Origin of the sequence: Flavobacterium sp. (assembly GCF_043779715.1) — a bacterium.
GTDB lineage: Bacteria > Bacteroidota > Bacteroidia > Flavobacteriales > Flavobacteriaceae > Flavobacterium.
Map to the genome: position 1 here is coordinate 1 of NZ_JAYWDT010000025.1, position 24538 is coordinate 24538.

Sequence of the window (24538 nt, forward strand, 5' to 3'; positions counted from 1 at the left end):
GAAATGGTGTTTCAATTATAGGCATCGATTGAATTTTTGTTAAATTTAATTTGCAATTATTCATCACATTCAAAACTGTTGCCAAGTTTCCCGGCGTATCGTCTAACTCGAATTTTATAGAAGCTTTATTAATATGTTCTTTTGGAATTTCTTTGTTTTGAGTTTTAACAATCACAAATCGTGTTTTGTTACTTTTTATAGTATGAATTCCAGAAGCAATAATATCTAAATCATACATTTTTGCAGCAATTGGACTGGCAACTGCTCCAATTCCCATTAGCTTTTGCTGTTGAATTCTTCTAGCAGTTTCGGCAGTATCACCACTTTCTACAAGTTTAATGTGTGGATATTTATTAAAAAAAACAGCACATTGTAGCAGAGCAATTGGGTGTGAATGCACTTCGGTAATATCCTCTATTTTTTGACCTTTTAGCACCATAAGATTCATACTTATATCTAAATAATACTCGCCAATAATATGTAAATCATTACTATCTATAAGTGCGTAATTTGGAATTATCGAGCCCGCAATAGAGTTTTCTAAAGCCATAATTCCTTTTTGTGAAGTTTTTTCTTTGAGACTTTTTACTAAAAGTTCAAACGACATACATTCATCTAAAGAAAGATTTTTATCGAACAACGTCGTTGCAACCTGATGGTGAAACGAACCTTCTATTCCCTGAATTGCGATTTTCTTTATTTCTATTTCCATAATAAGCAAAAAAAATCCCGCCTAAAAGACGGGATTGTATATTTATATTTTTAATTTAATTTTCTAATCAAATAACCATATAACAATCCCTTCCTATGTTCCAATAGAAATAAAAAGAATTGTTGCTAAAAAATGTGTTATTTGTGATCATTGCTTTTTTTGAGCGATTTGAATGACAAACTTACTAAAAAAATGATATCAAAATACATTTTTACAAAAAAATAAGTTTATCGAAATCTTTGATTCTATTTTCTTCTTACTTTTGCTACAAATCTCAATATTATGTCAATCGAAGTTCAAAATATTTCTAAAAATTACGGAACGCAAAAAGCGTTAGATAATGTTTCTTTTTCAGTAAAAAAAGGAGAAATCGTAGGTTTTCTGGGTCCAAATGGCGCAGGAAAATCGACTTTAATGAAAATTTTGACGACTTACATTAATGCTGATGAAGGTTCGGCAATGGTGAATGGATTTGATGTAAATACAAATCAATTAGAAGTTCAAAAATCGGTTGGATATTTGCCTGAGCACAATCCGTTGTATTTAGATTTGTATGTTCGAGAATATTTGGCTTTTAATGCCGATGTTTATAAAGTTGCAAAATCCCGTATTGAAGAAGTGATTATTTTAACCGGTTTATCCCCAGAAAGCCATAAAAAAATTGGGCAATTATCTAAAGGTTATCGCCAGCGTGTGGGATTGGCGACTGCACTTTTGCACAATCCTGATGTTTTAATTCTTGATGAACCAACCACAGGATTAGATCCAAACCAATTAGTCGAAATTCGTGAATTGATAAAAAATATTGGTAAAGACAAAACCGTTTTCCTATCGACACATATTATGCAAGAAGTGGAAGCGATTTGCGATCGTGTCATTATTATAAATCACGGAAAAATTGTGACCGACAAGAATCTTGACTTATTAGTTTCGGAAAAAACAGAACAAATTATAGAAGTTGAATTTGATAAAGTAATTGACGAAAAATTATTTGATAATTTACCAAATATTGAATCCTACAAGAACCTACATAATTTGGTTTGGGAACTTTCTTTTGATACCGAAACCGATATGCGTCCAATAGTATTCGATTTTGCTCACGAAAATGGGCTAAAAACTTTACAACTGAATCTGAAAAATAAAAATTTAGAAAGTATTTTTAGAGAAATGACGAAGTAAGTATTGTTTTGTCATTCCTACGAAGGGGAATCTCTTAAATTGATTCTGGAAAAAAAATGAAATTTCTCCTTCGTCGAAATGACAAACTGTTTGTGTTTTTTTTAGTAAATTCAAATGCTAAATGACGAAATAACCAAACTGCCCTAGCCCAGATAGTAGTGGAAATCCTTTTGTTTTTTTCTTTAAAAAAATAAAAGATTGTAACGAATAGCTGGAAATAGCTCCTAAAAAACCGTCTTTGCAATCTCTTTGATATTTTCTGCTTTTCCCATACTATAATAATGCAAAACAGGAATTCCTGCCGCAACCAATTCCTTACTTTGTTGGGTACACCACTCGATTCCTATTTGTTTTACGGCATCGTTATCGCTTGCTTTTACTACTGACATGATTAAATCGTCTGGCAATTGCACACTAAATCGGTGCGGAATAAGATTTAATTGTTTTTTTGTCGCAATGGGTTTTAGTCCTGGAATAATAGGAACAGTAATTCCTGCTGCACGGCATTTTGCCACAAAATCGAAGAATTTTTTATTGTCAAAAAACATTTGCGTGATGATATATTGCGCTCCGTTTTTTATTTTTTGTTTTAGAAAATGAATGTCGCTATCTACACTTGGTGCTTCCATGTGTTTTTCGGGATAACCTGCAATTCCTATACAAAAATTGGTCGATGACGAGTTTTGCAAATCTTCATCGAGGTAAATTCCTTTGTTTAAATTGGCAATTTGTGTAACCAATTCTGATGCGTATTGGTTTCCTGCTTTTTCTGCTTTAAAATAAATTTCGTTTTTTAACGCATCACCACGCAAAGCCACAACATTGTCGATACCTAAAAAATCTAAATCTATCAGTAAATTCTCGGTGTCTTCTCTATTGAAACCACCACATAAAATATGCGGAATCGCATCTACATGGTATTTATTTTGAATGGCTGCACAAATTCCAACTGTTCCCGGTCGTTTTTTTACAATCTTTTTTTCTAACAATCCACTAGGCAATTCTTTGTATTCGTATTCTTCCCGATGGTAAGTTACGTCTATAAATGGTGGGTTAAATTCCATTAATGGATCGATACTATCAAAAATAGATTGTATGTTTTGTCCTTTTAGCGGTGGTAATATTTCGAAAGAAAAAAGTGGTTTTCCTTGAGCGCTTTCTATATGTTGTGTTACTTTCATTTTTAAATTTTTGATTTTAGAATTATGATTTTAGAATTGAAATTGCTAAAATCATCAATCTGCGATATTCGGATTTAACCATTTTATAGCTTTATCGGTCGAAATACTTCTTCGTTTGGCGTAATCGATAACTTGATCTTCTTTTATTTTTCCGAGTCCAAAATACTTGCTTTCTGGGTTTCCAAAATAATATCCTGAAACTGAAGAAGCTGGCCACATCGCCATACTTTCGGTTAATGTTACTCCTATTTTTTGTTCTACATTCAACAATTTCCAAATTGTTGGTTTTTCTAAATGGTCAGGACAAGCAGGGTAACCTGGCGCGGGACGAATCCCTTTATAATCTTCTTCTATAAGTGCTTCTTTGCTTAAAACCTCATTGGAGGCATAACCCCAAATTTCTTTACGAATTTTTTCGTGAAGATATTCAGCAAATGCTTCTGCGAATCGGTCAGCCAAAGCTTTGACCATTATCGAATTGTAATCGTCTAGATTCTTTTCGAATTCGGTCGCCCATTCATCCACACCAAAACCAGTCGTTACACAAAACGCACCCATATAATCGGTTTTACCGCTCTCTTTTGGAGCAATAAAATCGGATAAGGCAATGTTTGGAGCACCTTTGGTTTTTTGAGATTGCTGACGAAGTGTTAGGAACTTTTCCAATACTTTTCCGTTTTCATCACTTAATTCAATATCGTCGTCGTTCACTTGATTGGCAGGGAAAATTCCGTAGATTCCTTTGGCAGTTAGTTTCTTTTCTTTCAAAATAACTTCTAACATTTCCTGTGCATCGGCAAAAACAGAAGTCGCTTGTTCTCCAACAACCTCATCTGTCAAAATCGCAGGATATTTTCCAAACAATTCCCACGTTCTAAAAAATGGTGTCCAGTCAATATATGGGACCAAAACATCCAAATCGACTTCGATAACTTGTTCTCCAATTACATTTGGTTTTACAGGAGTAAAATTCTCCCAATCCAATTGCAATTTATTTTTACGAGCTTGCTCAATTGTTAAGAAATTTTTGTCACGCGAACGGTTCAAAAACGTTTCTCTAAAAGCATCATATTCGGCTCTAATGTCACTTGCATATATTTTTTTATCCTTGTTCAATAAACTTCCAGCAACCGTTACGGCTCTCGAAGCGTCGTTTACGTGAATAACCGTCTCTCTATATTGCGGTGCAATTTTTACAGCTGTATGTGCACGAGAAGTCGTTGCACCACCAAGCATTACTGGGATTTTCAGCCCTCGTCTGTCTAATTCCTTGGCCAGATATACCATTTCGTCTAGTGACGGCGTGATTAATCCGCTCAACCCGATAATATCTACGTTGTGTTCGATAGCCGCTGCAATAATTTTTTCTGGAGGCACCATAACACCCAAATCTACAATCTCATAATTATTACAAGCCAATACAACCGAAACAATGTTTTTTCCAATATCGTGGACGTCGCCTTTTACAGTTGCCATCAGAATTTTTCCGTTCCCTTGTTTGTCTCCAGCTTGTTTGCTCGCTTCGATAAATGGTAATAAATACGCTACTGCTTTCTTCATTACACGAGCTGATTTTACCACTTGCGGCAAAAACATTTTACCCGAACCAAACAAATCTCCTACGACATTCATTCCAGTCATCAGGTTGATCTCGATAACTTCAATTGGTTTTACGGCAGCAAGTCTGGCTTCTTCAACATCAGTTTCTATAAATTCGTCCACTCCTTTTACCAAAGAATGCGTAATTCTTTCCTGAACTGTTCCCGAACGCCATTCCTGAACTGCTTTTTCGGTATTCTTGACATCTCCTTTTACATTTTCAGCAAAATCAAGTAAGCGTTCTGTAGCATCATCGCGTCTGTTCAGAATTACATCTTCTACATGTTCCAGTAAATCTTTCGGAATTTCATCATAAATGGACAACATCTCCGGGTTTACAATACCCATTGTCATTCCGTTTTGAATGGCATGGTACAGGAAAACCGAGTGCATCGCTTCTCTCACCGTGTCATTTCCTCTAAACGAAAACGAAACATTACTCACCCCGCCGCTGATGTGCGCGTGCGGCAAATTTTCGCGAACCCATTTGGTTCCCCTAAAGAAATCCAAAGCGTTCAGGCGATGTTCCTCCATACCAGTAGCTACTGGAAAAATATTCAAATCGAAAATAATATCCTGTGGTGGAAAACCAACCTTGTTAACCAGAATATCATACGAACGCTGGCATATTTCGACTCTTCTTTCAAAATTATCGGCTTGCCCTACCTCATCAAAAGCCATAATAATTGCCGCAGCTCCGTAGCGTTTAATCAATTTAGCGTGATGAATAAATTGTTCTTCTCCTTCTTTTAATGAAATTGAATTTACGACACATTTTCCTTGCACGACTTTTAGACCAGCTTCAATGATTTCCCATTTCGAGCTGTCGATCATGATAGGAACACGTGAAATATCTGGTTCGGCAGCGATAAGGTTTAGGAACTTAGTCATGGCATATTCGCCATCGAGCATTCCTTCATCCATATTAATATCGATGATTTGGGCGCCACCTTCTACTTGCTCTTTGGCAATGCTTAATGCTTCTTCGTATTTTTCTTCCTTTATTAATCGAAGGAATTTTCTAGAACCTGTAACATTGGTTCGTTCACCAATATTCACAAAAACGCTCTCTGGCGTGATGATTAAGGGTTCTAATCCTGATAATACAAGGTTTTTTCTTTTTTGATTCACTTTCATTAGGCAAGTATTTCTGCTTTTCTGGGTTTGTAATCTTTTGCTATTTCAGCAATCAACTTAATATGATTTGGAGTTGTTCCGCAACAACCGCCTATGATATTTATTAAATTATCGTCTAGATATTCTTTGATGAAGGCTTGCATTTGCTCCGGTGTTTCATCGTACTCCCCAAAGGCATTTGGTAATCCTGCATTAGGATGTGCCGAAATATTGAACGAAGTATTGTGTGCCAACGTTTGCAAGTAAGGTTTAAGCAAATCTGCTCCCAAAGCACAATTGAAACCTACACTCAATAGTGGAATATGTGAAACAGAAATTAAAAATGCTTCTACCGTTTGTCCAGATAATGTTCTTCCAGATGCATCAGTAATAGTTCCTGAGACCATAATGGGAATATCTAAATTTCGTTCTTCTTTTACTTCTTCGATGGCAAAAAGTGCAGCTTTGGCGTTTAGTGTATCGAAAATAGTTTCTACTAATAAGATATCGCAACCACCGTCAATCAAAGCTTCTGCTTGTTGTTTGTAGGCAATTCGCAAATCATCGAAAGTTACGGCACGAAATCCTGGGTCATTTACGTCTGGAGACATTGATGCTGTTCGGTTTGTTGGTCCGATTGCTCCTGCTACAAATCTTGGTCGATCAGTAAACTCATCGGCTACTTCACGGGCGATTTTTGCGGACTCGTAATTGAGTTCGTAAACATATTCTTCGAGATGATAATCGGCCATTCCGATGGTTGTTCCTGAAAATGTGTTGGTTTCGACAATATCGGCTCCTGCTTGAAAATATTGTCTGTGAACTTCTTTTACCGCTTCAGGTTGTGTGATGGATAATAAATCGTTATTGCCTTTTAATGGATGTGGAAAATCTTTGAAGCGTTCGCCACGAAAATCTTCTTCAGAGAAGTTATTGCGTTGCAACATGGTTCCCATGGCTCCGTCGAGAACTAGGATTCTTTCTTTTATGGCTTGTTTTATTTTTGACATGTTTTTTTTCTCTCAAAGACGCAAAAGCGCCAATTTTTTACAAAAATGTTTATTAAATAGCCCTGATGGGAACGATATCCTTTTTCTTGCTTCTTTAGCAAGGAAAAGATATAGTGTACAGCAGGAAATAGCTCCTAATAATTTAGAAATTAGTTCTTAGAAATATAAAATGTTATGGGAAAGTGAGAGGGAATTCTCGTGGTTATCTGTTTCCGATAAATCGGAATAGAATGTAGCACCTTCTTTACAGTAAAGGGTTGCTAAGCTTTCGTTGGGTCTAATCCCTCCAGCTTTCGTGATAACAATCAATAAATATAGGAACGATACAAATGTAGTAATAAAAAATTTCTTATGAAAAATTTTCTATTAAATGATTATATTTATTTGTAAAACAGAAAGTAAATCTATTTTATTTGTTTTAAATTGATTTATTTTCTGTTTAATTAATTTAAAGCCTGATTTAAATCATCTATCAGATCGGCTACTGTTTCTAATCCTACGGAAACTCGAACCAAACCGTCGGTAATACTTACGGCTAATCGCTCGTCTACAGTTAATTTACTATGTGTTGTGGAAGCGGGATGTGTTACAATTGTTCGCGTATCTCCTAAGTTTGCCGAAAGAGAGCACAATTCAATTTTGTCTAAAAATTGTCTGCCAGCTTCTATTCCGCCTTCAATTTCGAAAGCAACCACATTACCTCCTAAACTCATTTGTTTTTTGGCGATTTCGTATTGCGGGTGTGATTTTAGAAACGGATATTTTACTTTTTTTACTTTTGGGTGGTTTTCTAAAAACTCGGCAACCTTTAAGGCATTTTCACAATGTTTTTCGACTCTTACGGCTAATGTTTCTAGACTTTTAGATAAAATCCAAGCGTTAAAAGGGGATAATGCTGGTCCAGTATTTCTTGAAAATAAATAAATTTCTCTTATTAGCGCTGCACTTCCTACGGTTACTCCTCCTAAAACTCGTCCTTGTCCATCGATTAATTTTGTTGCAGAATGTACCACTAAATGTGCTCCAAATTTTATTGGTTGTTGAATATATGGTGTTGCAAAACAATTGTCGATAATTAAAATCAGATTGTGCTTTTTTGCTATTTTTCCTAATAATTCTAAATCGATAATATCTACTGCGGGATTTGTGGGAGATTCTGCATAAAGGATTTTAGTATTTGGTTTGATAAAATTTTCGATTGTTTCGGGCTTATTAATATCAAAATACGAAGTTTGAATATTCCATTTCGGAAAATAAGTGGTAAACAAAGCGTGAGTAGAGCCAAAAACACTTCCCGCAGAAACGATATGATCTCCTGAATTAAGTAAGGCCGCAAAAGTTGAATATACCGCAGCCATTCCTGTTGCGAAAGCATAACCTGCTTTGGCACCTTCCATTTTACATATTTTTTCTACAAATTCCGTCGTATTAGGATTGCTGAAACGGCTGTAAATATTTCTGTCTTTTTCTTCTGTAAACGAAGCTCTCATGTCTTCGGCATCTTCGAAGACAAAACTTGAAGTTAAATATAATGGCACTGAATGTTCTAAATATTGTGTGCGATCTAATTGCGTTCGTATGGCTTGGGTTTCAAAACCGAAATCTTGTTCGTTCATAATGACTTATTATTTAAAACTACTTTATAATTGATTTTTGCTGTTGGCTCTAGTGTTTTGGAAACGGAACAATATTTTTCGAAAGAGAGTTGGGCTGCTTTTAGAGCTTTTTCTTCGTTGATATTTCCTTCTAAAAAAATGGTTACCGTAATGTCTTTAAAAGGTTTTGCTTCTTCAATTTGCTCCCGAACACCTTCTACTTCTGTTTTGTAAGATGTGATTTCTTGGCGTTGTTTTTTGAGTATTGATATTACATCAATCGCGCTACAACCAGCAACTCCCATCAATAAAAGTTCCATTGGGCTTGGTGCTAAATCGTTACCTCCAAATTCGGCTTTACTGTCTAATTCTACAACGTGACCTCTTTCGTTTTTTAATTGAAAGTGATAGTCATTATTAATTCTGTTTAGTGTTATTTTCATATTATTTTCTTTTTATCCTTTATCTGACAATCTTAAAATATCTCCAAAAACACCTCTTGCCGTTACTGCCGATCCTGCACCAGCGCCTTGTATTACAATAGGTCTGTCGCCATACGATTCAGTATAAATTTCGAAGAAAGAATCGGAACCTTTCAATTGTCCCAAAGCGGTATCAAGTGGAACAGAAATTAATTTTACATCAAGATTTCCTTTTTCCTGTTGTAAATCACCAGATAATTCGCCAACATATCTCAAAACATGATTTGGTTTTTGGTCTTCTTTTATTTTAGCAAAAATAGCATCGAGCTCGGATAATCTGCTTAAAAACTCCTCTTTATCACCTTGCCTTAAATTTTCTGGAATTAGATTTTGAATATTGATTTCCTCAAATTCGTTTTGCAAATCTAGTTCTCTTGCTAAAATGAGAACTTTTCTCGCTACGTCATTTCCACAAAGATCTTCTCTAGGATCTGGTTCGGTGTAACCTTTATCGATTGCTTGCTTCAATGCTTCACTAAAAGGAATGTCATTTGCCGAAAAAGTATTAAATAAAAAGCTTAATGAACCTGATAAAACACCTTTTATTTTAGTAACATTTTCCCCAGAATGATGCAATAGTTTTATAGTATCTATAACTGGTAATCCAGCACCTACATTAGTTTCGTACAAATAATTCTTTTGATTATCTGCCAATGATTTTCTTACTTTTTTGTAAAAATCATAACTTAAAGTATTTGCCACTTTATTTGAAGAAACCAAGTCGAAACTATGCTCTGCTAGTGATATATAATTTTCAACAAACTTACTACTTGCCGTGTTGTCTATTGCTATCAAATTCTCTAGATGATGCTCATTGGCGTAAGCGATAACCCCTTGAATAGTATAAGGAATTCCGTTGTTTTCGATTTCATTTTTCCAATTCTGCGTGACTCCATTTTTGTTCAGTATTATTTTTTTAGAATTGGCAATAGCAAAAATATTAAGTTTAACATCCTTCCGTTTTTCTATGGTTGAAGCCGAATTTAAAATCTGATCAATTAGTGTTCCTCCAACCAAACCATGACCAAAAACAGCAATGTTTATTTTTTTTGAAACTCCGAAAATTTCGCCGTGAATAACATTTACCGCTTTATGAAGTTGGGATTTATTAACCACCAAACTAACATTTTTTCCTGTAACGGTATTGTTGAAAAGAATTGGGACAATCTTGTTTTTGATAAGCGCAGAATATGGTTTGTGAAACGTGCTTAAATCCTGACCTACAATCGAAATCACAGAAACATTATCGGTTGCCGAAATTTTATTGACATCTTTTGAATAAAAATCGTTTTCAAATTCTTTTTCTAATGCAATAATAGCTTTTGAAGCTTTATCAGCCGCAACTACAATTCCAATTCCTCTTTCGGACGAACCTTGCGAAATAATACTCACACTAATATCATTATCCCCCAATGCTTTGAAAATTCGTGCATCGACACCTGTTTTTCCAAGAAGTCCTCTCCCTTCAAGATTTACTAAAGCCACATTTTCCAGAACCGAAAGTGATTTTATACCTTCTTTATTTGCAGTTGAAGTGATTAATGTACCTTGATTTTCGTGGTTGAATGTATTTAGAACACGAAGCGGAATATTTTTTTCTAATAGAGGAACTATGGTTTTGGCATGAAGAATCGTGGCTCCAAAATTGGCTAATTCATTAGCTTCATTAAAAGAAAGAAAGTCAATTTTTTTGGCATCGGAAACTAAATCTGGATTAGCAGTATAAATTCCATCAACATGTGTATAATTTTGTAACTCTTCGGCATCAAGATAATTTGCAATTAAAGAAGCTGTATAATTACTTCCATTTCTTCCTAAAGTCGTTGTATCATTATTGTTGTTTGAACCAATAAAACCCGTAATCACATTTACCGTCGTTCCGTTATTTTGTTTGAAATGGTTAATTACATTTTTCTTTGACAAGCTATCTAAAGGCTGTGCATTTCCATAATTTCCGTCGGTTTTAATCAGCAAACGTGTGTCTGAAAAATTAGCATTTACTCCTTTTTCTTTCAATGCTTGTGTAACAATCTTTGCAGAAATAACTTCTCCCTGTGCTAAAACATTGTCCTTTATTTTATTGCTATAATCGCCTAATAAAGAGACTCCTTCGAACGTTTTTTCTAAAAGCCGAAACTCTTCTGATAAATCTACTAGAAAATTAGCTTGTTGGTAATTTTTAAAATCAGAAAAATCTTTTAAATAGACTTCACTTTTTACTGCTTTTTCTAAAATTCTTTCCAACTCATCTGTTGCATTTGCGATTGCTGAAACAACAACAGCGATTTTTTCGTTATTATTTACTTTATCTAAAATAATTTCTATTGTCTTCTCAAATCCATTTCCGTAAGTGAGTGATTTTCCTCCAAATTTTAATATTTTCATATGTGTGTTTTTATTATTTTTTAATGGTCATATGTAATTTGCATAGTGTCATTTGTGGTTAATTCACAATTTCGTTATACTCCATTTCATTATGCTATTTGTTTATTAGTTATAAAAAGGTCGCTTAAAATAGCGTTTAATTGTTCGTACTCTATCAAAAAAGCGTCGTGACCGTGTATCGATTTGATTTCGTGGTAAAACACATTTTGCTTTACTTTTTTCAAATCTTTGTAAGTTTCTCGATTCTCATCGGGAGTAAAAAAATAATCGGTATCTACTCCAATAATGTGAATATTTGCCTGAATTACTTTGGCGACGGTTACAAAATCTTTTCTATTTCTAGTAATATCGATTGTTTTTATAAGATGGTTCATCATTTTGTAAGATGCTAATTGAAAACGTTTTTGCAATTTTTCTCCATGATGAAATAGCCAACTTTCTATTTGAAAAATATTTTTTAGCTCGTTTTTCTGTCTGTTAAATTTTTGCTTTAATGATTGTGGCGTTCTGTACAAAAGCATAGCATGCAATCTAGCATCAGGAATTGGATAATTAGAATTGTTCAGAATTTCGTCTTGTATTAATGTGTTGGCAATAACCCAATCCGATGCTTTCCAATCGGAAGCGATTGGGATTAGATTTTCGATTGCAGTGGGATTTATAACTGCCATTTCCCAAGCAATTCCGCCACCTAGGCTTCCGCCGATAACTGAAAAAAGACTTTCTATTTGTAATTGTTCTAATCCTTTCCAAAATATTTTAGCAATATCTCTAGCTGTAAAATGAGTGTAATTATGAATTAGATTTTCTTTTAATCCGTCATATCCGTTTCCAGGAATATTGAAAGCCAAAACGGTAAATTCATTAGTATCTATCGTTTTATTTTTGCCTATTAAATCTTCCCACCAGCCATTTTCTCCGGTTACTTGAGAGTTTCCAGTGAGTGCATGATTAACCAAAACTACGGGTGCTTTCCCGACAGGTTTTCCAAAAACTTGATAAAAAAGCGATAGGTTCTTTTGAACTTTTCCGCTTTCGGTAACAAAATCTGATATTATTATTTTTTCCAATTTTTTCATCTTAATTATAGAATTTTAAATCCTAATGTTTTCCATTTAAATAAAAAGAAATTCGTCTTCTTGACCGTTTATTAAAAATAATAATGATTCTGAATCATCTGATTTTGAATCATATTCGAATTGAATTGCTTTTAATGATCCCTTTTTAATTGTATTAACCGTTGTTTTTTTGAAATCGAATTTCCCTATCGATTGTAATATTTTTAAAATTTTATTTAGAGTTTTCATTTGCTGAAATATTTAATTGTTTATAAAAAAAGTCCTTTTGAAGCATTTACCAAAAGGACTTTATAGTTTGAACTATAATAAAGATTAAATCTTCCGCTTTTGGCAATAGCAAGGTTTGATGTAAATACACATTTGCATCATTCGTTTCGTCATCATTATTTTGTTTGCTACTGAATTTTTCATTTTATTTATGATTTCACTTTTTTGTTTGTTTTAAGAAAACAAAAAACCTCTGCGATTGGCAGAGGTTTGATTGTATATTTTAAAAAAAATTAAAATTATGCAATACGTTGCTCTGCGGAATTTTCCGACATCATGCGACACATATTGTAAATTGTAATTTTCATTTTGTTTGTAATTTATTTTGCAAATTTAGTTGTTTTTTCTAAACAAACAAACATTTTAGATTGTTTTTCTAAAAATACTTTATTTTAATCTTTTTTAAAGAAAATAAAACTATACGAAGCTTTTTTACGGCATTTTATCTTTATTAAAAAACTTTGAGCAAAATTCTTATACTAAAAACAATAACCAGTGTAGCAACGAGCAATAAAGCAGTTTTTTGAGGCAATTTTCCAGCTAATTTTGCTGCCAATGGCGCTGCTGTAATCCCTCCAATAATAAGACCTACAATAATATACCAATGACTTACTCCTAATGAAGCAAAAAAAGTAATTGCAGCTGCTAGTGTAACAAAAAATTCCGCTAGACTTACTGTACCCACAACATAATTAGATTTTCTTCCTTTTGCTAAAAGTGTTGATGTAACAATAGGCCCCCAGCCACCGCCACCAAAAGCATCTAGAAATCCCCCTGAAAAACCAAGAAAACCAGTATTCTTAATTTTCTTCTTTTCATTTATTTTTCTAAAGGCCAAAATAATTAATCTCACCCCAATTATCATGGTATAAATAGACAAAACTACATACGCAATAGTCACATATTTATTTCCTAAATAAATAAGAAGCATCGCTCCACTTATGGCACCAAATACTCCTGGAATGGCGAGCCAGAGTAATAATTTTTTATTTACATTACCAAATTTATAATGAGAGTAACCACTAACACCGCTGGAGAACATTTCGGCAGTATGAATGCTGCCACTAATAGCTGGCAAATTAATACCCAAGAGCATCATACTCGTAGCACAAGTTACACCATAACCCAAACCAACCGCGCCATCGACTAATTGGGCTACAAAACCAATTAACAACATACCATAAAACTCATTTGGAATATCACTTAATCCGTCCTTTGCATCTGAAATTGAAACAATTGTTGACAATCCGTAACCCACAAATAACATTAAAAAAGAAATAGCTAAAGTAAACGCTAGTTGTTTGTATTTTTTAGTCTCTTTTACTTTTTTATTCCCTTTAAAACCTTGAGTTATTTTATTTAAATCGGATAATTTTTCTTGAAAATCTCCTTTATGATTGGTTCTAAATTGGTTTAAAACCTCGATGCTTTCTTCTATATTATCTGGAATTACTTCGGTAAAATATTCTCGCATTCTTCTTGCTAAAACTGGGGATTTCCCATTGGTAGAAATAGCAATTTTCAAACTTCCTTTGGTAACAATGGATCCTAAATAAAAATCACATAAATCTGGTTGATCGGCCGCGTTTACTTTAATTCCTTTAGATTTTGCCAATTCTCTAACTTCCAAATTAATTTCGGGTTTATCAGTTGTGATAATCACAAAATCTTTGTTTTGCAAATCATTTTCTTCAAAAGGACGTTCGAAGAAAGAAATATTTTCATGCAGACTTATAATTTTAGTTAATCTTGGATGGAAATAAGTCGCTACTATTGTCAATCTAATAGTAGGATTTTGTTTTAATAAGGTTTCCGCTTTTTCTAAGCCTATGTTACCACCACCTACTATTAAAAAATGTGCTGTTTCGGTTTTTAAAAAAATTGGGAATAAAGTATTACTCATATTTTTTCTTTTTTAAAATCAATATTGTGAAAGATTGACAGTCGCAAAATGTCTCTATTATAAAAATCAGTTCCTGTTTTTTGTTGTTGAAACCAATTCATATACCCTAATTCTAAAGCATAAGAAGCATTCAACTTATAATGTAAAGCGAGATAGATTCTATTTTGGTCGAAAGTGTTTTTGACAATCTTACTTCCTAGGTTAAACATTATTTCATCTTTAACTTTCAGAATAATTTTTTCTTTTCCCTCTTTTTTCAAAAGTGGAAAATCTAAACCTAATTGGTATCGAAAACGGATGTTTGAAAATCTAAAACCACCTACTAATTTTTGATTTTTCACATCGTGAAAAAACCTCGCTTCAGCTTTATAACGATGATTGATAGTTATAAAACCTAACCTTTGCTTACTATTAAAACCAATATCTGGGCGTAATTCGGGAACTGTCAGATTACTTTCTGAATTGGGATTATTAGGGTTCTGTAAAAACAAGGTCATTCCAACAGAAGTATTCCAGTTCTCAATCAATTTTCTTTCCAAATTTGATCTAAACACCAATTGATGTTGCGCTGTGGGTTTATAAAACTGGCGTTCTTGTATTTCGCTATTCAATGTCCAGTTTTCATTAAATTTTAAAGAATTATAATACCCGTACCAAATAAATTGTTGGCGTTCTACCTTTTTTTGTGCAAATGAAAATTTCGGAAGCATCAAAAAGGATAATAAAATTATATTTTTCATTTATCTAAAATTACTCGATAAGCAAAATCTCCTAAAGTTTCCCTATTTTCTTTTTCGTTATTATACCTGTTTAAGATAAAATCTACCTCTTCTAAAATTTGAGATTCGGTTTGTTTTTCTTTATACAATTTATTTAAACGTTCGCCATACCTGTCGCCACCTAACATAAAATTATATTGCCCTGGACCTGTTCCTACAAAACCCAATTCGGCAACGTAAGGACGACCACAACCATTAGGACAACCTGTCATTCTAATGACTATTCCTTCCTCTTGCAAGTTATATTTCTCTAAAATAGGCTCTATTTTAGTCACTAATTCTGGTAAATAACGTTGCGCTTCGGCCAAAGCCAAAGGACAAGTAGGTAAAGCGACACAAGCCATCGAGTTTTTTCGGAGTGCGCTGTCATTTTTATTAATTTGATGTTGCGCTATTAATGTTTCGATTTTAGATTTATTTTCATCACTTACTTCTCCTAAAATCAGATTCTGATTGCCTGAAAAGATGAAATTAGAAAACTGCAATTGCGCTACTTCCAATAAAAATTGTTTTTGATCTGGTTTTACCACACCATGTTCTATAAATAAGGTATAAAACCATTCGCCTTGTTCACTTTTCTCCCAACCAAAACGATCACTTCTTTCGGTAAATTTGAATGGTTGTTCTGGTAACAAATCGAATCCGATGCGGGTTTCTAGTTCTTTTTTAAATACTGGGACAGTCAACTTATCGACCGTGTATTTCATTCTAGACAATTTTCTATCTACTCTATTTCCAAAATCTCTTTGAATGGTTAGAATCTCATAAACTGCTTTGAGCATTTTCTCTTCAGTATCAGTAAAACCAATGATAGAAGCCAATCGAGAATAAGTATTCGGATTCCCGTGTGTTGTAGCTAAACCGCCACCAATAGCAATATTGAAACCTTTTAGTTTGTCGTTTTCGACAATGGCAATTAGTGCAATATCATTAGTGAACACATCGACATCGTTAGACGGCGGAATAGCAATGGCTATTTTAAATTTCCTTGGTAAATACCTATCTTCATATAAAGGATCGGCTTCTGATGATCGCTCGTAAATTTTTTCTCCATCTATAAAAACGTCGTAATATGACTGTGTTTTTGGCAATAATAAGGTCGATATTTTATCCGCATATTCGTATATTTCTTTATGTAAGCTAGACAATTGGGGATGCGAACTCACAATTACATTTCTATTTACATCGCCACACGCCGCAATCGAATCTAGTTTTGCCGTGTTGAAAGACTGAATCGTTGGGCGCAATTGGTGTTTTAGCAAACCGTGTAATTGTACGGTTTGTCTTGTCGTTATTTTTAATATTCCTGTTCCGTATTGTTCTGATATTTCATGTGTTGCAATCCATTGGTCAGCTGTAATTACACCACCCGGAATACGCAAACGAATCATAAACGAGTACAACTTGTCTAATTTTTTAGCCGCTCTTTCAGCTCTTCTGTCACGATCATCTTGCACGTACATACCATGAAACTTAACTAATGTTTCGTCATCTGGACGAACATTTCCTGTATGATTATCTAAATCGATACTATCTTTTAATGTGCCTCTAAGACCATCACTTTGGGTCTTTATTGCTTCTATTGGCGATAATTTTTCACTCATTTTTTTTATTTTTTACACCTGACAGGTTGTATATTAATACACGTCTTTTTGGTATTTTCCTTGACTTTCTAACTCTTCTAAAACTTGTCTTGCTTCTTCTAATGAGATTTTTCGCTCTTGCGCAATTACATCGACAATGGCTTGTTCTACGTCTTGACTCATCGGATTTTTTTGCCCGCAGATGTATATACTTGCACCACTTTCTAACCATTCATTAAAATCTGATGCTTTTTCACGAATACGGTCTTGCACATAAATTTTTCGTTCTTGATCACGAGAAAAAGCGGTATCCAGTTTCGAGAGCACACCAGTGCTAATCCATTCCTGAATTTCGGTTTGGTAATAGAAGTCTAATACAAAATGTTGCTCACCAAAGAATAACCAGTTTTTCCCTTCGGCCCCCGTAGCATCTCTGTGTGCTAAAAAGCTTCTGAAAGGAGCAATTCCTGTTCCTGGTCCAATCATAATCACATCAGTATGATCAGTTGGTAATCGGAAATTTTGATTTTTATGGATATAAAATTCCAATTCGATATCAGTAGGATAATCGGCTAAAAATTGTGATGCCAACCCTGTTTTAACCTCATCTCCAACTTTGAATTTATTCAAATTGACTGTTAAATGTACTTGTCCGTCATGGGCTTCCGCTGTGGAGGATATGGAATATAATCTTGGTGCAATGGGCAATAAAGTTTCAATTAAAGCATCAATATTTATTGATTCTGATTTTGGAAATTGTTTTAAAACATCAATCAAATCGGCTTTTTCTAAATCGATAGTCGTTTGTAGTAATTCTGAGATTTTATCTAAAGAAAGCTTACTTAATCCTTTGATATTTCTTTCTTCCAACCATTTTTCAGCAGTCTTTTTTTCGTCTTTTATAGTTATTTGCTGCGTTGCATTTGCTGCAAAATAATTTAAAATAAAATCGACATCTTCCTTTTTGTTTTTTGGAATCATACCCAAAGCATCACCAGGTTCGTAAACTACGGCATCATCTGAGGTAATTTCGATGTGATAGGTTTCCTTGTTAGATTCTCTATCATTTAATATCACTTTATGGCTAATAGTTCCTGTATAATTCTTTTTATGCGAGCCTTTTTCAGTCTTTTTTTCTGTACTCACACTGGTTTGATTTGATGCATTGTTATGAAAAACATGTAATAAATTTTTCTCCCACTCAATTACGTTTTCAGCAAAATCTACATCTGCTTTTACTAAAGTCAAGAGTTGGTTGGCTCCTTTCTCTAATAAAACTTCATCTAATAAAACGCCCGCATTACAAAACAAGGGATAAGAAGAATCGCCTAATCCTAAAACAGCAAAGGATACCTTACTCAAATTGACATCAGAAGCTTTTAATTTTTCGTAAAACGCTACCGCATTTTGAGGAAATTCGCCTTCACCTTGTGTGCTCATAACAAACAAAACCAAATTTTCTTTTTCTATTTTAGTTAAATCGTATTGAAAAACATCGACTGCTTTGGCCTGGATTTTATTCTTCTTGAAACCTGCCAATAGTTGCGAGGCTATTTTTTTAGAATTTCCAGTTTCGGTTCCGTAAATAATAAGTGGTTTGACTGCAATGGCTGGTATTTCCGAAATATTTGGAACTACTAAATCAATTCGATTTTTATCTAAATAACCTGCCAAATAACCTTTTGTCCAGATAATTTCTTCTGTTGAAGCGCTTTGCACTAATTGTTGTAATAATGATAATTTAGTTTCAGATAGCATCTTGATAAGTGTTTTTGTGATTATCGAAATAAGATTCCGTAGTATTTAGTTCTTCAAACCAATTGTATTGTTTGTGAAGATTCACAACATTTCCTACAATAATAATGGTAGGAACAAATTCGAAATCCGGTAATTTTTTATTTTTTAATTCTTCAAAAGTGAATACTATAGTTTTTTGAAAAGGTGTCGTGGCTTGTTGCACAACAGCAATGCCTTTACACGGATTTATTCCTTTTTTAGAAAGTATATTAGCAAGCGTTTCTAGCCTTTGTCCACTCATGTAAAACACTAAAGTATCGTCGGTAGTTGCCCAATCCTCCCATAATTTTGGAGCTACATTTTTTAAATCATAAAGCGTAAGAAATCGCACTCCTCTTGAATGTTCTCTTGCCGTTAATGGAATTCCAGTATATGCAGCCGCTCCAAAAGCCGCCGAGATTCCAGGAATAATTTCATAACTTATGTTATTTTGCTTCAGTATTTCTAGTTCATCTAAAATATTAGAAAACAAAGAAGCATCGCCACCTTTTAATCTCAGTACTAATTTTCCGAGTAAGGCAAATTCGACTATTAGTTCGTTAATATCTTTTTGAGGCGTATGAATTCCCTTCGAACACTGCTTTCCTACATAAATAACGAGTGCATCTTTACGAGCGTTTTCTTCTATTAATACTGGAGAAACTAATCTGTCTGTTAGAACTACATCGGCAATTTGCAGGTATTTAAGTGCCTTGACACTTATTAAATCTGGATCGCCTGGCCCTGCTCCTGCTAAGATTACTTTTCCTTTATTTACTATATTCATCTTTTTTATTTTTAGGCATTAGCCAAAAGTCATTAGTTAAAATAATCCCTCAATAGACAAATAACGTTCGCCTGTGTCGTAATTGAAGGTTAAAATGGTTGCTCCATCACGGATTTCATTTAGTTTTTTTGCAACAGCTGCTAAAGATGCACCCGTAGAAATTCCTACTAATATTCCCTCTTGCTTCGCTATATTTCTGGTAAAATCAAATGCTTCATCTTTACTCACTTGGATTACCTCGTCTATTAAATGTTTTTGAAGAATTGAAGGAACGAACCCAGCTCCAATTCCTTGTAACGGGTGTGGTCCTGGTGTACCACCGCTTAATACTGGTGATAATTCTGGTTCGACAGCAATGACTTTTAAATTTGGAAATTTTGCTTTCAATACTTTTGCTACGCCTGTAATGTGTCCACCAGTTCCCACTCCCGTAATGATATAATCTAAACCATCCGGAAAATCTGAAATAATTTCTTGAGCCGTTGTTCTTTCGTGAACTGCTACATTTGCAAGATTGTCAAACTGTTGTGGAGACCAAGCATTTGGAATTTGAGCTACCAATTCGTTAGCTCTTTCAATAGCTCCTTTCATCCCTTTTTCACGAGGAGTTAGTTCAAATTCGGCACCATAAATTTCCATTAGCTTTCTACGTTCCACACTCATTGATTCTGGCATTACTAGAATGACTTTATACCCTTTTACCGCTGCAACCAGAGCCAATCCAATTCCTGTATTTCCTGATGTAGGCTCTACAATTACGGTATCTGCATTAAGCAATCCTTTGCGTTCTGCATCTTCGATCATTGCCAATGCAATTCTGTCTTTGATACTGTTTCCTGGATTATTTTTTTCTAATTTAATCCACACATTTTTGTTTGATCCATATAACTTATTAAGTTGTACAACTGGCGTATTCCCTATGGTTTCTAAAATATTATTTGCTTTCATCTCATTATGTATTTATTTGTTAAGGTATTCGATGCTTTCGCCTTTCAGGCTCGAGTCATAATTTTATTTTCATTCAAATTGTTATTTATTTTCTTCTAAATCATAAAGTTTAACGGCTCCGGAAAAGGATCTTTATTTTTTATGATAATTTCACTTTTGTGATATACTAATGATTTAGGCGGAATAGAATTTGTAATCCAGACATTTCCGCCAATAATTGATTCGCTTCCAATAATTGTATTTCCACCTAATATGGTTGCATTGGCATAAATAATGACATTGTTTTGAATCGTTGGATGACGTTTTTCTTCGGCTTTATCTTTATTTACTGTTAATGCGCCGAGTGTAACTCCTTGATAGATTTTTACATCATTGCCAATTATTGATGTTTCTCCGATTACAATTCCTGTCCCATGATCGATAAAAAATCGTTCTCCGATTTTTGCACTTGGATGAATGTCGATTCCAGTTTTACTATGCACATATTCCGAAATTAGACGTGGTAAAACAGGAACCTTTTTTTTCCAAAGCTGATGTGACAATCTATAAATGGCAATGGCAAAAAAACCAGGATAAGCAACCAATACTTCACTTCGGGATTTAGCCGCTGGGTCAAAATTGAAAACAGTTTCTAAATCGGCTTCAAGCCAACCGTGAATAACTTCTAGCTCGGCAAAGAATTGTTTTACAATCTTTTGTGTCTTTTCAGTATCTGTAAGAACATTGTCTATTAATTCGCTTAAATCAGATTGTAATTGTTTTTCTTTTTTTAGAAAAAAATCATAATCAGAATACTGTTCTCCTATTGAAAAAATCCAATAAAAAATCTCTTCTACCCAAGTTTCTGTTTTGACTTTATCAGGTAGCTTTTTGACTTTTGTATTATTCTTTTTATAAATTGGATGTATCATAAAATAGATTGTTTGACTTATTATTTTCGAAATTCTATTGAGCTAAAAAAAGTAAAGCACCTACTGTGTTGTGAGTTGTTTCGTCAATTAAAATGGCATTCCCAGTTTTTGAATTTTCGGCGAAAGCATCAAAAAATAAAGGTTGATTTGACCTTAGTGAAATTTGTCCGATGTCGTTTAATTTGATTTCATTGGCTTCACTAAACTTCCATTGGTTGCTATCCCATTTTTTATCGATCGATTGAATTTTTACACGGACTTTTCTAAATCGGTGTTGCAAAATGTAGGTCTTCCCTATTTGCAACGCTGTGTTATCAAGCCAAGAAACCCAAGTTTTTAAATCATTTGAAGTGGTAGGTAATTCATCGATTTTTACAATACTATCGCCTCGACTGATATCTATATTTTCAGATAAATGCAAAACAATATTTTCTCCAGCTACTGCTTTTGTGATAGTTTGCTGATGCTTTTCTATTTTTGAAATGGTCGTTTCTATTCCAGAAGGTAAAATTTTCACTTGATCTCCTTGCTGATAACTGCCACTTAAAACTTGTCCTGCATAACCTCTGTAATCATGATTTTCTTCATCTTTTGGACGAATAACCCATTGCACCTGAAAACGAGAAGCTAAATTTTCGCTTGACGGAATGTCGATATATTCTAAGGTTTTCAATAAAGTATCGCCTTCAAACCAAGGTGTTTTAGTCGATTTGTCGACAATATTATCTCCTTCTAAAGCACTGATTGGGATGTAAACAATTTCATCAAAATTTAAATTACCTTTTAGGTTTTCGAAATCGGTTCTAATTGAATTGAAAATAGATTCAGAATAATCGACCAAATCGATTTTATTTACTGCAATTATGGCTTTTTTAATACCAATTAAAGAACCAATGCTGGCGTGTCTTTTGGTTTGGGTTGTGATTCCTTTTCTGGCATCGACCAAAATAATTATCAAATCTGAGTTTGAGGCTCCAGTAATCATATTTCTGGTATATTGCTCATGTCCAGGCGCATCGGCGATAATAAATTTTCTGTTTTTGGTAGAAAAATATTTATACGCCACGTCAATAGTAATTCCTTGTTCTCTTTCTGCTCGCAATCCGTCGGTAATTAATGACAAGTCGATGGTAACACCTTCTTGTTTGGTTTGGTTTTCCAATAATCCCAATTGGTCGGTGTGAATGCTATCGGAATCGTACAATAATCTTCCAATTAATGTGCTTTTTCCGTCATCTACATTTCCTGCGGTTATAAATCGTAATGTGTTCATTATATTGTTGATTCGTTAATTTGTGTATTTGATTATTCGGAAATCCTAAAAATATCCCTGTTTTTTCCTGTCTTCCATAGCAGCTTCCGAGAGTTGGTCATCTAATCTGGTCTGACCTCTTTCGCTTACTCTGGTTTGAATAATATCATCGATAATATCCTGAATTGTAGCCGCTGTGGAAGGAACTGCAGCCGTGCAAGTCATATCGCCAACGGTTCTGTAACGTACATTTTCATTTACAACAGTATCATCTTGCAAAGGCTGAATAAACTGAGAAGTAGCTACTAATTTGTCATGATGTACGATGCATTCTCTTTCGTGAGCAAAATATAAACTTGGTAATTCTATATTATATTTTTGAATGTAATTCCATACATCTAATTCGGTCCAATTGCTAATTGGAAACACACGAACATTGTGACCTTTTTGCACTTTTCCATTCAGAATATCCCATAATTCGGGACGTTGTAGTTTTGGATCCCATTGTCCAAAATCGTCACGAACAGAAAAAATTCGTTCTTTGGCTCTCGCTTTTTCTTCGTCACGTCTGGCACCTCCTATACAAGCATCGAATTCATTGTCTTGAATTGCATCTAGCAAAGCATACGTTTGCAAAGCATTTCGTGAAGGAAAACGACCAGACGTTTCTTTTAAATTGTATTTTTTGATACTGTCTTCAACCGAAACAACGATTAGTTTTTCACCTATTTGATTCGCCAAATAATCTCTAAAAGCAATAGCTTCAGGAAAATTATGACCCGTATCGATATGTACTAACGGGAACGGAAACTTACCAGGACGAAATGCTTTTAAAGCTAGATGTACTAAAACAATTGAATCTTTTCCTCCCGAAAATAGCAAAGCTGGTTTTTCGAATTGCGCTGCCGTTTCACGGAGAATATAAATTGCCTCGTCTTCTAATTGATTTAAATAATGTGTTGAGTTGCTCATTTTTTTTATTTTTTTATTATCGTAAAACCTGAAATCTATTTATGTAAACCGCATTCTTTTTTAGACTGATTTTCCCACCACCAGCGACCATCTCTAAAATTTTCACCTTCATTAATGGCCCTTGTACAAGGCGCACAGCCAATACTTACAAAATTTTTGTCGTGAAGTGTATTGTATGGAACACCGTTCTTCTTGATGTATTCTTTTACCTCGCTTGTCGTCCAGTTTAATAATGGATTGTATTTATAAACCTGGAAATGCTCGTCCCATTCGATGATATTAAGACCGTTTCTGTTGTCAGATTGTTCGGCTCTTAATCCTGTTATCCAAATTTTCGCTCCTATAAGCGCCCTATTAAGCGGCTCTACTTTTCTGATATGGCAACATTCTTTTCTTAGATTTACCGATTCATAAAAAGGATTGATTCCGTTATTTTGAACATATTCTTCAACCTGATTTGTGTTCGGATAATACGCTTTTATAGAAGCATTATATTGCTGTAATGTCTTGTCCCATAAAGCATAAGTTTCAGGAAAAAGTCTGCCTGTGTCTAAAGTAAAAACTTCAATGTTTTTTATTTTTTGACTAAAAATCGCGTGCAATATTACTTGATCTTCAATCCCAAAACTTGTCGAAAAAACTATTTTTTCACTGATTGCATCAGCTATCGATTTTAGATTTCCCTCAAGATTGTTACCGTTTACAATATTTTTTAAAAAAGTACCATCCATTATATTTAGATTATAGTTATAAAAAAACCTCTTTAATAAAGAGGTTTTTTGTTTGTATTAAATTATAAAACAACAAAAAAACCTCATCGTACTCTGCACATAGTAGGACAACAAACCATCATTTTATTTGACATTAAATTTTTCATTGTTATTATTGATTTTGATTTAAATAAAAAAAACCTCTGCGATTGGCAGAGGTTTGATTGTATATTTTAAAAAATTAAAATGATGCAATGCGTTGCTCTGCGGAATCTTCCGACATCATACGACACATATTGCACATTGTAATTT

The 24538-nt window shown here is 34.0% G+C and carries 20 protein-coding genes and 1 riboswitch; of the genes, 1 reads left to right on the plus strand and 19 read right to left on the minus strand.

The features are described from left to right. A partial coding sequence (locus ACH2BG_RS00890; protein WP_395045852.1) for a prephenate dehydratase occupies nt 1-712 on the minus strand: 712 nt, incomplete at its 3' end. A 282-nt stretch (nt 713-994) separates the two neighbouring features. On the opposite strand from ACH2BG_RS00890, the gene gldA reads away from it, so the two are divergent. Continuing rightward, complete coding sequence (gene gldA, locus ACH2BG_RS00895) at nt 995-1891, plus strand: gliding motility-associated ABC transporter ATP-binding subunit GldA (protein ID WP_395045853.1); 897 nt, start codon at nt 995-997, stop codon at nt 1889-1891. A 224-nt stretch (nt 1892-2115) separates the two neighbouring features. Here the strand turns inward: gldA and metF are convergent, their stop codons facing one another. The 18 genes from metF to ACH2BG_RS00985 form a co-directional block, all read right to left on the minus strand. Continuing rightward, nucleotides 2116-3072: a methylenetetrahydrofolate reductase [NAD(P)H] gene (gene metF, locus ACH2BG_RS00900; RefSeq protein ID WP_395045854.1), complete on the minus strand. Its 957-nt coding sequence runs from the start codon at nt 3070-3072 to the stop codon at nt 2116-2118. 54 nt (nt 3073-3126) lie between these two features. Next, nucleotides 3127-5808 (minus strand): methionine synthase, encoded by a 2682-nt coding sequence (metH, locus tag ACH2BG_RS00905; protein WP_395045855.1) that lies wholly within the window; start codon nt 5806-5808, stop codon nt 3127-3129. Next, nucleotides 5808-6797 carry a homocysteine S-methyltransferase family protein gene (locus ACH2BG_RS00910; protein ID WP_395045856.1) on the minus strand — a complete coding sequence of 330 codons (990 nt, stop codon included), beginning with the start codon at nt 6795-6797 and terminating at the stop codon, nt 5808-5810. The genes metH and ACH2BG_RS00910 overlap by 1 nt, the downstream gene beginning before the upstream one ends. A gap of 199 nt (nt 6798-6996) precedes the next feature. Further along, nucleotides 6997-7102: riboswitch (SAM riboswitch) on the minus strand. 138 nt (nt 7103-7240) lie between these two features. Next, nucleotides 7241-8413, minus strand: coding sequence for a trans-sulfuration enzyme family protein (locus ACH2BG_RS00915; RefSeq protein ID WP_395045857.1), 1173 nt, complete (start codon nt 8411-8413; stop codon nt 7241-7243). Then, nucleotides 8410-8835, minus strand: coding sequence for an OsmC family protein (locus ACH2BG_RS00920; RefSeq protein WP_395045858.1), 426 nt, complete (start codon nt 8833-8835; stop codon nt 8410-8412). The genes ACH2BG_RS00915 and ACH2BG_RS00920 overlap by 4 nt, the downstream gene beginning before the upstream one ends. Nucleotides 8836-8847: 12 nt before the next feature. After that, nucleotides 8848-11259, minus strand: coding sequence for a bifunctional aspartate kinase/homoserine dehydrogenase I (gene thrA, locus ACH2BG_RS00925; protein ID WP_395045859.1), 2412 nt, complete (start codon nt 11257-11259; stop codon nt 8848-8850). An 89-nt stretch (nt 11260-11348) separates the two neighbouring features. Continuing rightward, a complete protein-coding gene (locus ACH2BG_RS00930; protein ID WP_395045860.1) occupies nt 11349-12338 on the minus strand; it encodes an alpha/beta fold hydrolase in 990 nt (329 codons plus the stop codon). Nucleotides 12339-12374: 36 nt separating this feature from the next. Further along, a complete protein-coding gene (locus ACH2BG_RS00935) occupies nt 12375-12566 on the minus strand; it encodes a hypothetical protein (protein WP_395045861.1) in 192 nt (63 codons plus the stop codon). Nucleotides 12567-13056: 490 nt separating this feature from the next. Beyond that, on the minus strand, nt 13057-14508 hold the full coding sequence (locus ACH2BG_RS00940; protein ID WP_395045862.1) for a TSUP family transporter: 1452 nt from the start codon (nt 14506-14508) through the stop codon (nt 13057-13059). After that, nucleotides 14505-15248, minus strand: a complete 744-nt coding sequence (locus ACH2BG_RS00945; RefSeq protein WP_395045863.1) for a DUF2490 domain-containing protein — start codon at nt 15246-15248, stop codon at nt 14505-14507. The genes ACH2BG_RS00940 and ACH2BG_RS00945 overlap by 4 nt, the downstream gene beginning before the upstream one ends. Then, complete coding sequence (locus ACH2BG_RS00950) at nt 15245-16891, minus strand: NADPH-dependent assimilatory sulfite reductase hemoprotein subunit (protein WP_395045864.1); 1647 nt, start codon at nt 16889-16891, stop codon at nt 15245-15247. The genes ACH2BG_RS00945 and ACH2BG_RS00950 overlap by 4 nt, the downstream gene beginning before the upstream one ends. A gap of 33 nt (nt 16892-16924) precedes the next feature. Then, nucleotides 16925-18628 carry a sulfite reductase flavoprotein subunit alpha gene (locus tag ACH2BG_RS00955; protein WP_395045865.1) on the minus strand — a complete coding sequence of 568 codons (1704 nt, stop codon included), beginning with the start codon at nt 18626-18628 and terminating at the stop codon, nt 16925-16927. After that, the gene (cobA, locus tag ACH2BG_RS00960) at nt 18618-19433 is read right to left on the minus strand and encodes a uroporphyrinogen-III C-methyltransferase (protein WP_395045866.1); all 816 of its coding nucleotides are present in this window, start codon (nt 19431-19433) and stop codon (nt 18618-18620) included. Before cobA ends, ACH2BG_RS00955 begins: the two co-directional genes overlap by 11 nt. 36 nt (nt 19434-19469) lie before the next feature. After that, nucleotides 19470-20381 carry a cysteine synthase A gene (gene cysK / locus ACH2BG_RS00965; RefSeq protein ID WP_395045867.1) on the minus strand — a complete coding sequence of 304 codons (912 nt, stop codon included), beginning with the start codon at nt 20379-20381 and terminating at the stop codon, nt 19470-19472. A 95-nt stretch (nt 20382-20476) separates the two neighbouring features. Beyond that, nucleotides 20477-21292: a serine O-acetyltransferase EpsC gene (gene epsC / locus ACH2BG_RS00970; RefSeq protein ID WP_395045868.1), complete on the minus strand. Its 816-nt coding sequence runs from the start codon at nt 21290-21292 to the stop codon at nt 20477-20479. A 34-nt stretch (nt 21293-21326) separates the two neighbouring features. Then, nucleotides 21327-22565 carry a sulfate adenylyltransferase subunit 1 gene (locus ACH2BG_RS00975; protein ID WP_395045869.1) on the minus strand — a complete coding sequence of 413 codons (1239 nt, stop codon included), beginning with the start codon at nt 22563-22565 and terminating at the stop codon, nt 21327-21329. Nucleotides 22566-22610: 45 nt separating this feature from the next. After that, complete coding sequence (gene cysD / locus ACH2BG_RS00980) at nt 22611-23516, minus strand: sulfate adenylyltransferase subunit CysD (protein WP_395045870.1); 906 nt, start codon at nt 23514-23516, stop codon at nt 22611-22613. A gap of 35 nt (nt 23517-23551) precedes the next feature. After that, complete coding sequence (locus ACH2BG_RS00985) at nt 23552-24247, minus strand: phosphoadenylyl-sulfate reductase (protein ID WP_395045871.1); 696 nt, start codon at nt 24245-24247, stop codon at nt 23552-23554. Between the last annotated feature and the right edge of the window lie 291 nt (nt 24248-24538).

Excerpts from the sequence above, each read along its gene's own strand:
- gldA (WP_395045853.1), top strand. The coding sequence starts at position 995 with ATGTCAATCGAAGTTCAAAATATTTCTAAAAATTACGGAACGCAAAAA.
- metF (WP_395045854.1), bottom strand. The coding sequence starts at position 3,072 with ATGAAAGTAACACAACATATAGAAAGCGCTCAAGGAAAACCACTTTTT.
- metH (WP_395045855.1), bottom strand. The coding sequence starts at position 5,808 with ATGAAAGTGAATCAAAAAAGAAAAAACCTTGTATTATCAGGATTAGAA.
- ACH2BG_RS00910 (WP_395045856.1), bottom strand. The coding sequence starts at position 6,797 with ATGTCAAAAATAAAACAAGCCATAAAAGAAAGAATCCTAGTTCTCGAC.
- ACH2BG_RS00915 (WP_395045857.1), bottom strand. The coding sequence starts at position 8,413 with ATGAACGAACAAGATTTCGGTTTTGAAACCCAAGCCATACGAACGCAA.
- ACH2BG_RS00920 (WP_395045858.1), bottom strand. The coding sequence starts at position 8,835 with ATGAAAATAACACTAAACAGAATTAATAATGACTATCACTTTCAATTA.
- thrA (WP_395045859.1), bottom strand. The coding sequence starts at position 11,259 with ATGAAAATATTAAAATTTGGAGGAAAATCACTCACTTACGGAAATGGA.
- ACH2BG_RS00930 (WP_395045860.1), bottom strand. The coding sequence starts at position 12,338 with ATGAAAAAATTGGAAAAAATAATAATATCAGATTTTGTTACCGAAAGC.
- ACH2BG_RS00935 (WP_395045861.1), bottom strand. The coding sequence starts at position 12,566 with ATGAAAACTCTAAATAAAATTTTAAAAATATTACAATCGATAGGGAAA.
- ACH2BG_RS00940 (WP_395045862.1), bottom strand. The coding sequence starts at position 14,508 with ATGAGTAATACTTTATTCCCAATTTTTTTAAAAACCGAAACAGCACAT.
- ACH2BG_RS00945 (WP_395045863.1), bottom strand. The coding sequence starts at position 15,248 with ATGAAAAATATAATTTTATTATCCTTTTTGATGCTTCCGAAATTTTCA.
- ACH2BG_RS00950 (WP_395045864.1), bottom strand. The coding sequence starts at position 16,891 with ATGAGTGAAAAATTATCGCCAATAGAAGCAATAAAGACCCAAAGTGAT.
- ACH2BG_RS00955 (WP_395045865.1), bottom strand. The coding sequence starts at position 18,628 with ATGCTATCTGAAACTAAATTATCATTATTACAACAATTAGTGCAAAGC.
- cobA (WP_395045866.1), bottom strand. The coding sequence starts at position 19,433 with ATGAATATAGTAAATAAAGGAAAAGTAATCTTAGCAGGAGCAGGGCCA.
- cysK (WP_395045867.1), bottom strand. The coding sequence starts at position 20,381 with ATGAAAGCAAATAATATTTTAGAAACCATAGGGAATACGCCAGTTGTA.
- epsC (WP_395045868.1), bottom strand. The coding sequence starts at position 21,292 with ATGATACATCCAATTTATAAAAAGAATAATACAAAAGTCAAAAAGCTA.
- ACH2BG_RS00975 (WP_395045869.1), bottom strand. The coding sequence starts at position 22,565 with ATGAACACATTACGATTTATAACCGCAGGAAATGTAGATGACGGAAAA.
- cysD (WP_395045870.1), bottom strand. The coding sequence starts at position 23,516 with ATGAGCAACTCAACACATTATTTAAATCAATTAGAAGACGAGGCAATT.
- ACH2BG_RS00985 (WP_395045871.1), bottom strand. The coding sequence starts at position 24,247 with ATGGATGGTACTTTTTTAAAAAATATTGTAAACGGTAACAATCTTGAG.